Source organism: Geodermatophilus tzadiensis, assembly GCF_003002915.1.
Lineage (GTDB): Bacteria > Actinomycetota > Actinomycetes > Mycobacteriales > Geodermatophilaceae > Geodermatophilus > Geodermatophilus tzadiensis.
In genome coordinates this window covers 14,079-26,397 of the sequence record NZ_PVTG01000024.1, presented here as the reverse complement: position 1 = coordinate 26,397, position 12,319 = coordinate 14,079, and the positions used below count along the sequence as shown (strand labels likewise).

Below are 12,319 nucleotides of genomic sequence, written 5' to 3'. Positions count from 1 at the left end.
ACGGCGGACTGCAGGGCGTCGAGCGCCCGGGCGTCCAGGGGCCCCTCGGACTGCGGTGCCGGGCGGCCCGGGTTCGGTAGCGTCATGGGAGTCGGCTCCAGGTGAAGTGGAGTTGGCGGTGGTGGCGACGGCCGGGTCTGTGGCGGACCCGGCCGCGCTGTCGTCACAGGCCGGGGACCGGCCGCAAGGTCGGTGCGTTCACCGTGGCGGTGTCGGTCCCTCGTTCGACGCCGAGGACGGCGAGCAGACCGCTGGTGACGACCCGGTAGCGCGTGCCGAGGCGCAGCACCGGGACGGGGAAGTTCCCGGCGCGCGCGAGCTGGTAGGCGAGCGTCCTGCCGATCGACAGCGCGCGTGCAGCGGTGACCAAGTCGACCGTGGTGGGCAGCGCGAGCAACTCGGTGCGCGTCATGCCGTTCATCCCGTGGCCTGCTGCAGCGCCTCGAGCAGGTTCCGGTAGGCGATGGCCTTCTCCCGGCGGGGTTCGAAGATGCCCCGCTCCCACCGCTGGACCGTGACGGCCGAGACGTTCAACTCCGCAGCGACCTCGGCGAGGCTGACGCGTGCCTCGGAGCGGATCCTGTGCCGCGCCGCGGGGGGTGGCAGCTGCGCCGCTCGGACCTGTTCCGCCAGGGTCATGGCCGGACTCCTTCTAGATGAACACACTCAGACCTTGCCCGACGAGTGTGGGCATGTAACGGCCACTACGTCAACCGAGACACACTCAGAGTCTGGGAGTGTCCTCGTGGACGGAACGGCCAGGGTCGGTTAGCGTCACGCCCGTGTCCAGCCACTTCTCCGAGCTCCGACCCAGGGGCACGTTCGTCGTGCCTGTGACCACCGGACCCAGGGGCGTCGTGATCGAGTGGGTAAGCTTCCGGCCCGGACACGACGGGTGGGCCGTCTACCGGTCCCAGCAGTTCGACGCCGAAGGCTCCTGGCTCTTCCTGCGCTTCGGGCTCGACCGCGGCATCGACACAGAGCCGGCCACCGTCGACGGCCGACCCGCCGCCGTGGCACGCCCCAACGACGAGCTCCCCCAGGCCTTCATCGAGGTTCGCGAGGTACTGGTGTCGTTCAAGGGCGGTGGCGTGGCCGCGCGCGTTCTGCGCGACATCCCGCTCACCCGCATCGAGGCCGCTGTCAACCAACCCGACTACCGGGCCAAGCTCATCCACCGACTCCCCGGCCCCGACGTCTCTCAGCGGCCGTTCGAGTGGGACAGTCCCGAGAACAGCGGCTGGTGGTTCGCCCACCCGCACCCGTACGCCTCGCCGAAGATCACGGTCGAGGTGCCCGAGGGGCGGGGACGACCGGACGAGTTCTACGAAGCGGTCGCTCGCGCCTACGGCTACCTGAACGCGGTGAGCACTCGACCCGCCTCGGAGATGGCCGAAGCGAACGACGTGCCCGTCAGCACCATCCACGGCTGGGTCAAGGAAGCCCGCAGACGCGGCTTTCTGCCCGCCGGCGAGCGATCGAAGGGCAGGGGACAGTGATGGACCGCCGCGGCCGGGTGTACCGCCGCTGCTCCTGCCGCGACGAGGCCGGCAAGCAGCTGGGCCAGACGTGTCCCCGGCTGGCCACCGACGGGAAGCACGGCACCTGGTACTTCGCCGTGGACATGCCGACCACCGCCGGCAAGCGCAGCACCTTGCGCCGAGGGGGCTTCCCGACCAAGGCCGGGGCGAACCGGGCGCTGGCCGACGTCGCCAACCGCACCGCCCAGGGGGTTCGCGTCGATGATCGCGAGACCGTCGCGTCCTTCCTGGCGCGCTGGCTGCAGGTGAAGGCCAGCGAGGCCAAGCCGACGACGCTCCGCTCCTACCGGGCGCACGTCGAGCGCGTCATCGTCCCGGCCATCGGCCACGTCCCGATCGAGAAGTTGCGTGCCGAGCACGTCGAGCAGCTGCTGGTCGACGCCGCGGACGGCCGCGGGCCGGTAACCGTCCGGCGGATCCACGCGACACTCCGGTCGGCGCTCAGCTACGGCGTGAAGACCCGCCGGCTGCCGTTCAACGTCGCGAGCAACGTCACCCCGCCGAACGGCGCCCGCCCGGAAGTGCAGCCGTGGTCCGCGGCCGAGCTCGCGGCGTTCCTCCGGCACGCCGAGACCGACCGCCTCGGCCCGCTGTTCGAGGTCATCGCCGCCTGCGGTCTCCGTCGCGGTGAGGCGCTGGGCCTACGGTGGTCCGACCTGGACCTCACCAACCGCACCGCACGGATCCGGCAGACCGTGGTCGACGTCGGCGGCCGCCTGCAGTTCTCGACGCCCAAGACCCGGTCGTCGGAGGCGACCGTGCCGCTGACCGAGCGCGCCGTCCAGGCGCTGCTGCAGGTCCGACTCGGCCAAGACCTCGATCGGCAGGGCTGGGGCGACGCCTACCAGGCGCATGACCTGGTGTTCGCCCGGGAGAACGGTGCCCCGCTGCGGCCGGAGTACGTCACCCGCCGCTTCGTCGCCCTGGCCAAGGCCGCGGGCCTGCGCCAGGTCCGGCTGCACGACCTGCGCCACGGCGCCGCGTCGCTGATGCTCGCCGCCGGCGTCCCGATGGCGATCGTGTCGAAGATGCTGCGGCACTCGTCGATCGGCATCACGGTCGACACCTACGGCCACCTGTCCGAGGACACCGCGCGCACCGCGTCGGACGCCATGGCGGCGGCACTGGAGCAGGCCTTCAAGAGCACTGCCGCCGCGGCGGGCGACCACACTGCGACCACCGCTGCTGCCGGTGCTGCCACCCAGGCCGACCCGATAGGAAAACCTGCTGGTCAGCACGGTGGGCCCCGTGGGGATCGAACCCACAACCCGCGGATTAAAAGTCCGCTGCTCTGCCAGTTGAGCTAGAGGCCCGGCGGCCCGAGTCTCCCAGACCGGCCGAGGTGACCGCCCCGCGACGACGCGCCGTCCGCTGGTGGTCGCCCGGGCTCACAGGACGTCGAAGGCCACCAGCAGGAGCAGGGTCAGCAGGGCGGAGACCAGGAGGCTGCCGAGGCAGCCGAGGCGGCTGGAGAAGAGGAAGAACACCGGTCGGGGGTGCCCCACACCGGTCGGCAGGAACCCTCCGTGACGCACTGCACCACCCGGACGAGGGGCGGCACCCGTTCAGGGGATCGCGGCGGGCAGCGCCCGTTACATAGCGTCATCGACAGCGCGGGGCCGACGCCTCCGCGCCCAGACCCCGGTCCGGTCGCCCGTTCCCCCCGGGCGGCCGGACCGGACCTGTGTCCGGGGCCGGTCAGCAGCCGCGGTCGACCAGCGCCGCGAGCTGGTCCCGGTCGGTCTGGTCCAGCGGCAGGTCCACCGGCACCTCCTCGTCGCCCCCCACCTGCAGGCCGAGCAGGAAGAGATAGGGCTGCTTGGCCTCGGCGAGGGCGTGCGGGTCGCAGCGGGCCATCGTGAAGCGCAGCCCGATCTCCAGCGTCGACTCCCCGGCCCGCAGCGTCCGGGGCAGGTCGGCGGCGACGGAGTAGTGCACGTTGCCCTGCAGCCGCGTCACGGTCACCGGCCGATCGTCGTCGCCGGTGCGGGTGAGGGTCAGCGTCCCGGTCACCGCGTCCCCGTCCGGGGCCAGGCCGACGACGTCCACCCCCGCCACGGCGAGGACGGTCCGCGCCGCGCACTCCTCGCCGTGGATGCGGGTCAGCACCTCGGCCGACAGCGGCACCCGCAGCCGCTCGGTGCGCCCGTCGGGACGGACGACGGTCAGCCGCGCCGCCGCCGGCTCGGCCTCCTGCCCGCAGTCGACCTCCCCGTACTGCGCGGGGACGTCGATGGTCCGCCCGGGCGCGAACGCGGCGTCCACCGGCCGGTCGGGCAGCGGCGCGAAGCCGGGCGACTCCAGGGCCACCGAGGTGACCGTGAACGGCTCCTCGCCGGTGTCGGTGACGGTCACCTGCACCTGGCCGCCCACGGCCTCGTCGGTGCGCCACTGCCGCACCTCGGCCTCGATCCCCGGGACGTCGGCCGCGGACGGCATGGTCGGGCGGGTCGCGGCGGGCGGCGTGCCGGCGGCGTCGGAGCACGCGGCGCACAGCAGGACGGCGAGCACCACCGCCGTCCGCCGCATGCCGCGGCAGCGTAGGCGCCCCGGGCGGCTACTGGTGCCGGCTGGGCAGCCGCGCCATGACCCGGCCGGCCTCCATCCGGACCTCGAGCTTCTCCTGCGGGTTGGCCGCCGGCCCACGCCGCGGCTCGCCGTTGTCCAGGTCGAAGGCCGAGTCGTGCCACGGGCAGACCAGGCAGGTGCGCCCGCGGACCTCCTCGACGCTGCCCTCGTACAGCGGCCCGGCCAGGTGCGAGCAGGAACCGACGAAGACGTCGACCCGCCCACCCCGGCGGACGGCGGCCAGCGGGGCGGCCACGCCGCTGCCGCCCGCGGTCCGCAGCGCCGGCCGGCCCTCGGGCAGGTCGTCGAGCGGGCCGAGGTCGATCCAGTCCGACGTCAGCGCCCGGGCCGCCGTCGCCGCGTGCGAGGCACCCGACGACTGGGCGTAGGACATGTGCCCGCCGACGGCGGCCGACCCGGTGGCGATGCCCAGCCCGGCGTAGGACAGGACCCGCCCCAGCGTGCCGCGCCCCTTCGCGCGGGCCACCAGCGAGCCGACGTAGAGCCCCAGCGCCACGGTGTTCGACACCGCGTGCAGCGCGCCGAGCCGGCGGACGCCGATCTCCTGCTCCGACCAGTCCGCCGCCCCGGCCATCGCGGCGGGCACCGAGACGGCGACCCCGGTGCCGATGAGCACGGTCGCGGCCGGCCGCAGCGGCGGGATGGCGTCGAGCAGGCCGGCGGAGGCCCAGCTCCCGACGGGCACCTGCACCAGCACCGGGTGCAGCGGGTGTCCGAGCCACGTCCCGTGCAGGGCGTCCTTGACCGCCCCCGGCTTGAGCACCGCCTGCACGCCCTTGCGGGCCGACTCGATGGCCCGGTCGAAGGTGTTCACGTCCGCGAGTCGGTCGAGGATCCCCATCAGGCTCATGGGCGGCCCCTACCCGCCCGGAGCTGCGGTGATGCCGCCGGGACGTGGTGGATCACACACGCTCCGTGCCGACTGTCAGGGCATGCGTGGGCGGCTGACGGGGAACTGTCAGCGACCGACGAGAAATTGCTCGCCGAACGGTCGGAAGAGCGAGACGCTGGACGCGAAGGAGGAGCTGCCGTGACCTGCCCGTCGTTGTCCCGCCCCGTGGCGGTCGCCGACCTGGTCGGCGATCTCGCTGCACGCGTGCGCTCGGACGACGGCCTGGGCCAGTTCTCCCGGTTCGTCCTCGTCGGCGGGTTCTCCAGCGCCGTCTACAGCGTGCTGTTCGTCGTCCTCCGCGGCCTCGGCGAGGTGCCCGCCAACCTGGTCGGCGCGGCGCTGTCGTCGGTGCTGGCCAACGAGCTGCACCGCCGGCTGACCTTCCGTGCCGGTGAGCGCGTGAGCTGGTTCGCCGCACAGTGGGAGGGCGGCGCGCTCGCCGTCGCCGGGATGGTCGCCACCAGCCTGGCGCTGTCGTGGTTCAACGCCTCGGTCCACGAGCCCGCCGTCGTCGCCGAGGTGCTCGTCATCGCCGCGGTGACCGCCACGATCGGCACGCTGCGCTTCCTCGCGCTGCGCTGGGTCTTCCGCCCGCACCCCGTCTGATCCGCCCCGACCGGGTTTACGACACCCGGAACACGAGCACTCAGGACCCTGTTGTTGAACTCGCAACGATCCGTGCAGTTCGTGTTCCGAGAGTCGAGGCCCCCCGTGACCAAGATCGCCGTCATCTACTACTCGTCCACCGGCAACGTGCACCAGCTGGCCGCAGCCGTGGCCCAGGGTGCCGAGGAGGCCGGCGCCGAGGTGCGCCTGCGCCGGGTGCCCGAGCTGGCGCCCGAGGAGGCCATCGACTCCAACCCGCTGTGGCGGGCGCACGTCGACGCCACCGCCGACGAGGTCCAGGAGGCCACCCCGGCCGACCTGGAGTGGGCCGACGGCTACGCCCTGGGCTCGCCCACCCGCTTCGGCACCCCGGCCGCGCAGATGAAGCAGTTCATCGACACCCTCGGCGGCCTGTGGTTCACCGGCAAGCTCGCGAACAAGGGCGCCACCGCCTTCACCAGCGCGCAGAACGTCCACGGCGGCAACGAGACGACCGTCCTCACGTTCTTCAACATCTTCTCGCACTTCGGTGCCGTCATCGTCCCGCCCGGCTACACCGACCCGCTGCTGTTCGAGGCCGGCGGCAACCCCTACGGCACCTCGAACGCCTCGGGCGGCAAGTCGGCGACCGCCACCGAGGCCGAGCTGGCCGCCGCCCGCTACCAGGGCCGCAGGCTGGCCGAGGTCTCCGCGAAGCTCGCCGCCTGACGCCTTTGCGCGTGCCGCGCCACGATCAGGTGACCTGATCCCCGCGCGTCCTACCCGACGGTGCACGGTCGGGTGGGACGCGCTGCGGTGCGGTAGGACGACGTGCGGGGTGAGCCGGATCGCCGGGACGGGCCGGTCACTAGCCTCGGTGCGGTGAGCGAGCCGTCGCCGTCCCCGGTCCCCGGCCGCGCGCGCCGGTGGGCCCGCGTCGGCGGCCGCTGGGCCTTCCGCCTGCTCGTCGTGCTCGGAGGCGCACTGGTCGGCATCCTCCTGCTCGGCCGGGTCGATGCGCCGATCGGGCCCTTCGACGCCTCCCTCGCCCTCACCCCCACCGGCGGCGGCGCCACGGTCGAGGTCCCGCCGCTCGGCTCGCTCGCCGTCGACGCCTACGACGGGCCGCTGGGCCTCGACGTCCAGCTGCGCCGGGTGGACGAGGCCCGCATCCAGGCGCTGGTCGCCGACCCCGTGCGGCTCGACGGCCTGGTCGACCAGGTGAGCGACGACCTGCGCGACGGCGTCGTCCGGCTGGCCTGGAGGACGGCCGCGGCCGGCGTCGGCGGCGCCGTCCTGACCTCGCTGCTCGTCTTCCGCCGGCGACGGGAGCCGCTCGTCGCCGCCGGCGCGTCGGTGCTGCTGCTGGCCGGCACCGCCGGGCTGGGTGCGGCCACCTGGCGGCCCGAGGCGCTCTCCCAGCCCACCTACACCGGGCTGCTGGTCAACGCGACCAGCCTCATCGGCAGTGCCGAGGACATCGTGGCCCGTTTCAGCGCCTACCGGGCCTCGCTGGAGGACCTGGTCGCCAACGTGGGCACGCTCTACTCGACCCTGTCGGCCCTGCCGGCGCCCGGCGGCCCGACCGACACCGTCGCCTTGCTCCACGTCTCCGACCTGCACCTCAACCCGGCCGGCTTCGACCTCGTCCGCCAGGTGGCCGACCAGTTCGGCGTCGACGCCGTGCTCGACACCGGCGACATCACCGACTGGGGCAGCGAGCCGGAGAACCAGCTCATCTCCTCGATCGGGCAGCTCGGCGTGCCCTACGTCTTCATCCGCGGCAACCACGACTCGGCGATCACCGCCGGCCTGGTGGCCGCCCAGCCCAACGCCACGGTGCTCGACGACTCCGCCACGACCGTCGCCGGACTGACCGTCGTGGGCGCCCGCGACCCCCGCTTCACCCCCGACCAGGACGCCTCCGGCGACACCGAGTCGCTCGAGCAGACCGGTGAGGACCTCGCCGAGCTCGCCGAGGAGCAGCCCGCGCCGCCGGCGATCGCGATGGTGCACGACCCGGAGCAGGCCCCGCCGCTGGACGGCGTCGTGCCGCTGGTGCTCGCCGGGCACACGCACGACCGCGAGGTGGAGACCCTCGACGGCGGGACGCTGCTCATGGTGCAGGGCTCCACCGGCGGCGCCGGCCTCCGGGCGCTGCAGGGCGAGTACCCCGAGCCGCTGACCTGCACGGTGCTCTACCTCGACCCGGACGACGGCGCGCTGGTGGCCTACGACGACATCACGCTGGGCGGGCTCGGCGAGACGGAGGCGACGATCGTGCGCACCGTCGTCCCCGAAGAGGCCGCGACCGACGGCAGCACCGAGGGCGGCACGGACGGCGGCACGGACGGCGGCACGGACGGCGGCACGGACGTCCCGGCCTCCCCGACCGGCTGAACCCCGCGGCCTACGCTCGCGGCCATGGTCCCCACGACGCGCACCGCCCGCCTGACCGCCGGCCTGCTGGCCGGGGGGATCGCCCTGGCGCCGCTGGCCGGCTGCTCGTTCACCTCGGACAACTTCTCCTGCACCACCTCCTCCTGCACCGTCTCCCTCGACGGGCAGGGCTCCGAGGTGGAGGTCCTCGGCACCACGGTGACCCTCGGCGGCGTGCAGGACGGCCGGGCGACCATCAGCGTGGGCGGCGCGAGCGTGTCCTGCGGGGAGGGCGAGAGCGTCGCCGCCGGGCCGCTGGCCCTGGAGTGCACGAGCGTGAGCGGCGACTCCGTCGAGCTGCGGGCCACACTCAACTGAGGAAGGACCCCGCTGCCCCCCACCACTCGCTCCGCTCGCGGCGGGCCCCTGCAGCGGGGCCGTTCCACCTCCTCATCGACCTCAGGCCTGGTCGGCCACCTCGACGACCAGCCGGGAGGGGTCCTCGAGCAGGTAGACCCGGAACGGCGCCTGCGAGCTCGTGCCGATGAACGCGACCGTCGTCCCCTCGTAGGTCGCGTCGAAGGCGACCTCGGTGACCGTCCTGGTGCCCTCGCCGGGCAGCGGGTCGGCACCCGCGTACTCCTCGGCGCCGGTGTCGTACGGGTAGCCGGCGCCGGTGACCGTGACCTGCAGGACGGCGTCCCCGGCGACCTCGACCGGGTCGCCGCTGCCCTGGGACGACGCCGCGTCGACGTAGCGCACGTCCCAGCCCGGGGTCCCGGCGCCCTCGACCTCGAGGACCACCCGGTCGAAGCCGTCGTGGCGGCCGGTGCGGATGTCGGTGACCGTGACCCGGGCGTCGGCGGACGCCTCGGCGCTGTCGGGCTCGGTGTCCGCGGGGAGGGCCGCGCCCTCCGCGGGAGCGCTGCCGGTCGGTGCCGAGGAGGTCGAGGAGGCGCTCGCCGACGAGGACGACGCGGACTCCGGCGACGAGGACGCGGGGTTCGACGACGAGGCGGTGGCGGCCTGCTGCTGGGCGCACCCGGTGAGCAGGACCGCTGCCGCGAGGACGGCGGCGGGGAGGGAGGTGCGGCGGTTCACCGCGACAGCGTCGCAGCCGCCCCGCCCCGGGCCGGGCACCCGGCGACCGTGTCGCGGCGTCCCCCGGGCACCGGGGAGGCGCACGCCCCGGAGGGAGGAGGGGGTGCGAGGACGCCGCCGGGTGCCGTGTAGAGTCCTCCCTGCCCCCGGCGAGCACGAGCCCCCATCGTCTAGCGGTCCAGGACGCCGCCCTTTCAAGGCGGTAGCACGGGTTCGAACCCCGTTGGGGGCACGCACCACCAGCACGACACAGCACGACCACAGCAAGGCCCTGTAGCGCAGTTGGTTAGCGCGCCGCCCTGTCACGGCGGAGGTCGCGGGTTCGAGTCCCGTCAGGGTCGCTCACCCGGTGCCCGGCACCGGGAGGGGCAGGTAGCTCAGTCGGTACGAGCGCTCGCCTGAAAAGCGAGAGGTCGGCGGTTCGACCCCGCCCCTGCCCACACACTCCCTCCCCCGGACGGTGCCCGGTGGCGCTGCACCGCCGCGACCCGGCCGCCGACGAGGCCCTCGCCGTCCGGCTCCTCGCCCTCCAGCGCGCCGCCTACGCCGTCGAGGCACGGCTCATCGGCGACGACCGCATCCCCGCCCTGCACGAGGACCTCGCCGCGCTCCGCGCCGCCGGCCTCCGGTGGCTGGTCGCCGGCGACGACGGTGCCCTCAGCGGGGCGATCGCGTGGCGGGCCACGGCGGACGGGCTCGACGTCGACCGGCTGGTGGTCGACCCGGCCTCCGCCCGCCGCGGCACCGGCCGGGCGCTGGTGGCCGCCGTCCTGGCCGAGGCCGCCGGGTCCCCGGTCACCGTCTCCACCGGCCGCGACAACACCCCCGCCCGCCGGCTGTACGCGGGGGCCGGCTTCCGGGAGACCGGTGAGCGCGAGGTGTTGCCCGGCCTGTGGGTGGTCGACGCCGTCCACGACGGGACGGCCTAGACGCCGACCACCCGGTCGGCCACCACCTGCTCGTAGACCTGGGCGTGCACCGCCCGCACCGCCGCGAGCTGCCCGGCCCGCCACGCGCGGTCGGCCGGCCGCGGCATCGGCCGGGTCAGCGCCGCACCCACCGCCGCGGTGAGCGACACCGGGTCGAGTCCGCACTCCTCGTCGTCGCCGTACACGACGACGTCGGACCACTGGTCGGCGAACCAGCCGCAACTGGGCGCCACCACCCGGGTGCCGACGTCGCGGCAGACCTCCAGGTCGCGCGAGTGCGTGCCGCACCGCTCGGGCAGCACCGCGACGTGCAGCTCCTGCAGCTGCCGGTCCCAGCGCGCCGGGTCGCGGGTCACCACCTCGAGACCCTCGGCGATCGCCAGGTCGGGGTCGGGGGGCAGGTGCTCCCCGGGCTCGACGTACACCCGCAGCCGCCCGCCGCCGGACACCGCGCCCGACAGCGCCGCGCGGACGAGGGCCGCCCGGTCGGGCCGCGCCGCCCCGGCGGTCCCCAGCGCCAGCCCGACCAGGCCGCGCTCGGCGCCGCCGTCGGGGTCGGCCCGCGCCACCGACGGGTGGGCGACCACGATGGCCGTCCGCCCGAAGCGCTCGGCGATCTCGTCGGCGGCCCCGGGCGTGAGGGTGAGGACGACCTCGGCGGTGGCCATCAGCGCGGCCAGGTGCGCGTCGTGGCGCCGCCGGCCCGGCCGGCCGGGGTCGCGCAGCTGGTGCACGGTCACCACGAGCGGGGTGCCGGTGCGCCGCACCGCCTCGGTCCAGCAGACGACCTCGTCCTCGGGCAGGTGGCCGAAACCGCTGTGCACGTGGACGACGTCGACCCGGGCGGCGTGCGCGGTCAGGTAGGCCGGGTCCAGCCACGGGCTCGGGTCGTGCGCCGGCCCGACACGGACCGCGTCCGGCGGCAGCACCGCGTCGACGTAGGGGTCGGCGTGCGGCACCGTCGCGACGCGGACCCGTGGCGACGACGGAAGTGCGGGGACCACGCGCGCGAGCACTCCTCCTGCGGTCGAGCACTGCGACAGCAGGGCGGTGCTCCTCGATGGACTCCGTGGGTTCCGATACCCCGACCCGGTGCCACACAACCGTCTGTGGCCCCACCGGGTGGCCCGAGGTCGCCCGGAGGGTTCAGGCGCTGCGGCCCTCGCGCGCGGCGGCGTACGCGGGCGCCCGAAGACGGGCCATCGGGCCGTCGGCGAGCAGTCCCGGCGGCGGGTTGCGGACGGCGTCGAAGCGCACGTCGGGGTCGAGCCCGTCCACCGGGTCGCCGAGGGTGAGCCGCGCGAAGGGCACCCAGTCCCCCGCGCCCCGGGCGACGAGCAGCCGGAACACCGTCCCGGGCGCCCGCTCCGCGATCGGCCCGGGGTCGGAGGGCACCCGCCGCGGGCCGTCGGGGACCGCGGCCAGCCGCAGCGTCCCGGCCACCGAGCGGTAGCCCATGATCGAGCCGTACGTGGTCGCGGCGTCGACGCGCGGCACCGGCAGGAAGCGGGTCCAGCGCCCCCTGCCCGCCGTCGACAGCAGGAGGTCCACCGGCCGGTCGCCGGCCGGCAGCCGCACGGCCAGGCCGAGGACGTCGGGCAGCGGCACGGGCAGACCCGCGCCCCGGGACAGCCGGACGACGGCCGGCTCGTGGCCCGGCCCGGCCAGCCAGCGCACGCCCCAGTCGGGTCCACCGGACCGCTCGAGGACGGCGTCGAGGACGGCGCCCCGCGGGTGCATCGGCTTGCCCTGCCGCCGCCGGGCCAGGGTGCCCAGCGGCACCGCCGCCAGCCGGCCGGCCAGCCTCGCTGCGTCCTGCACGGCGTCCTCCTCGCGGCACGGGTCCGTCCGCACCCGGGGACCGCCCCCTACCCGGACGGCGGCGGCCGCACCCGGGCCGCAGCGTGCGCGTGGTCACCGCACCGGCCCACGGGGGCGCCGTTCCCTCGCGCCGACGAGGACAGCGCGCGACGCGCCGTCAACGGGCGACACCTGCCCGTGTCGGCCGCGATGTCCGTCGTCTTCTGCCCTGGGGAACGGACCGTTCCACTACCTACCGTGATGAGGTGCTCACGACGCTATTGGTCATCGGCGGGGTCCTGGTCGGACTCGTGGTCCTGCTCGCCCTGATCGTGTCGCTGAGCGCCCGGCCCGCCACCCGCCCGGGCAACCGGGCCGCCGACTGGCGCGCCGACGCCGGCCGCAGGCACCCCGACGCGTGGTCTCCGCTGACCGGCACCTCCACCGAGGAGATGCGCGCGGTCTGACCGCCCCGGACACCGGCGTCCCGGCGGCTGCGGGCA

General features: G+C 75.0%; 14 protein-coding genes, 4 tRNA genes and 1 pseudogene. 11 read left to right on the top strand and 8 right to left on the bottom strand.

Going from position 1 to position 12,319, the window contains the following annotated elements:
- Positions 1-163 precede the first annotated feature (163 nt).
- Positions 164-412 carry a hypothetical protein gene (locus LY71_RS22320; RefSeq protein ID WP_211297491.1) on the bottom strand — a complete coding sequence of 83 codons (249 nt, stop codon included), beginning with the start codon at positions 410-412 and terminating at the stop codon, positions 164-166.
- Positions 413-417: 5 nt separating this feature from the next.
- Positions 418-639, bottom strand: coding sequence for a helix-turn-helix domain-containing protein (locus LY71_RS22315; RefSeq protein ID WP_106281962.1), 222 nt, complete (start codon positions 637-639; stop codon positions 418-420).
- 143 nt (positions 640-782) lie between these two features.
- On the opposite strand from LY71_RS22315, the gene LY71_RS22310 reads away from it, so the two are divergent.
- The gene (locus tag LY71_RS22310; protein ID WP_106281960.1) at positions 783-1,499 is read left to right on the top strand and encodes a hypothetical protein; all 717 of its coding nucleotides are present in this window, start codon (positions 783-785) and stop codon (positions 1,497-1,499) included.
- A pseudogene (locus LY71_RS24765) lies at positions 1,499-2,563 on the top strand (tyrosine-type recombinase/integrase); the annotation flags it as partial. The gene LY71_RS22310 and the pseudogene LY71_RS24765, both read left to right, overlap by 1 nt.
- A 218-nt stretch (positions 2,564-2,781) precedes the next feature.
- Here the strand turns inward: LY71_RS24765 and LY71_RS22295 are convergent.
- The 3 genes from LY71_RS22295 to LY71_RS22285 form a co-directional block, all read right to left on the bottom strand.
- Positions 2,782-2,854, bottom strand: a tRNA-Lys gene (locus LY71_RS22295).
- A gap of 385 nt (positions 2,855-3,239) precedes the next feature.
- Complete coding sequence (locus LY71_RS22290; RefSeq protein WP_146146213.1) at positions 3,240-4,070, bottom strand: hypothetical protein; 831 nt, start codon at positions 4,068-4,070, stop codon at positions 3,240-3,242.
- 28 nt (positions 4,071-4,098) lie between these two features.
- The gene (locus LY71_RS22285; RefSeq protein ID WP_106281954.1) at positions 4,099-4,980 is read right to left on the bottom strand and encodes a Rieske (2Fe-2S) protein; all 882 of its coding nucleotides are present in this window, start codon (positions 4,978-4,980) and stop codon (positions 4,099-4,101) included.
- Between the two features lie 180 nt (positions 4,981-5,160).
- Here LY71_RS22285 and LY71_RS22280 point away from each other — a divergent pair, with 180 nt between their 5' ends.
- From LY71_RS22280 to LY71_RS22265, 4 genes are all read left to right on the top strand, one after another.
- A complete protein-coding gene (locus tag LY71_RS22280; protein ID WP_245888240.1) occupies positions 5,161-5,628 on the top strand; it encodes a GtrA family protein in 468 nt (155 codons plus the stop codon).
- A 105-nt stretch (positions 5,629-5,733) separates the two neighbouring features.
- A complete protein-coding gene (gene wrbA, locus LY71_RS22275) occupies positions 5,734-6,336 on the top strand; it encodes an NAD(P)H:quinone oxidoreductase (protein ID WP_211297490.1) in 603 nt (200 codons plus the stop codon).
- A 153-nt stretch (positions 6,337-6,489) separates the two neighbouring features.
- Positions 6,490-8,007, top strand: a complete 1,518-nt coding sequence (locus LY71_RS22270) for a metallophosphoesterase (protein ID WP_106281950.1) — start codon at positions 6,490-6,492, stop codon at positions 8,005-8,007.
- A 24-nt stretch (positions 8,008-8,031) separates the two neighbouring features.
- A complete protein-coding gene (locus LY71_RS22265; protein ID WP_106281947.1) occupies positions 8,032-8,364 on the top strand; it encodes a hypothetical protein in 333 nt (110 codons plus the stop codon).
- A gap of 81 nt (positions 8,365-8,445) precedes the next feature.
- Here the strand turns inward: LY71_RS22265 and LY71_RS23645 are convergent, their stop codons facing one another.
- Positions 8,446-9,087: an AMIN-like domain-containing (lipo)protein gene (locus tag LY71_RS23645; protein ID WP_170121443.1), complete on the bottom strand. Its 642-nt coding sequence runs from the start codon at positions 9,085-9,087 to the stop codon at positions 8,446-8,448.
- Between the two features lie 159 nt (positions 9,088-9,246).
- On the opposite strand from LY71_RS23645, the gene LY71_RS22255 reads away from it, so the two are divergent.
- The 4 genes from LY71_RS22255 to LY71_RS22240 all read left to right on the top strand — a co-directional run bounded on the left by LY71_RS22255 (position 9,247) and on the right by LY71_RS22240 (position 10,016).
- A tRNA-Glu gene (locus LY71_RS22255) sits at positions 9,247-9,319 on the top strand.
- Between the two features lie 35 nt (positions 9,320-9,354).
- A tRNA-Asp gene (locus LY71_RS22250) sits at positions 9,355-9,428 on the top strand.
- A gap of 25 nt (positions 9,429-9,453) precedes the next feature.
- Positions 9,454-9,527: transfer RNA gene (locus LY71_RS22245), tRNA-Phe, on the top strand.
- A gap of 27 nt (positions 9,528-9,554) precedes the next feature.
- A complete protein-coding gene (locus LY71_RS22240; protein WP_211297489.1) occupies positions 9,555-10,016 on the top strand; it encodes a GNAT family N-acetyltransferase in 462 nt (153 codons plus the stop codon).
- On the opposite strand, the gene LY71_RS22235 is transcribed toward LY71_RS22240, so the two are convergent.
- A complete protein-coding gene (locus LY71_RS22235) occupies positions 10,013-11,020 on the bottom strand; it encodes a glycosyltransferase (protein WP_106282007.1) in 1,008 nt (335 codons plus the stop codon). The genes LY71_RS22240 and LY71_RS22235 overlap by 4 nt on opposite strands.
- Positions 11,021-11,162: 142 nt before the next feature.
- Complete coding sequence (locus LY71_RS22230) at positions 11,163-11,837, bottom strand: phosphodiesterase (RefSeq protein WP_106282005.1); 675 nt, start codon at positions 11,835-11,837, stop codon at positions 11,163-11,165.
- 245 nt (positions 11,838-12,082) lie between these two features.
- Between LY71_RS22230 and LY71_RS22225 the strand changes: the two genes are divergently transcribed.
- Positions 12,083-12,283: a hypothetical protein gene (locus LY71_RS22225; protein WP_106281945.1), complete on the top strand. Its 201-nt coding sequence runs from the start codon at positions 12,083-12,085 to the stop codon at positions 12,281-12,283.
- The last annotated feature ends 36 nt before the right edge of the window (positions 12,284-12,319 follow it).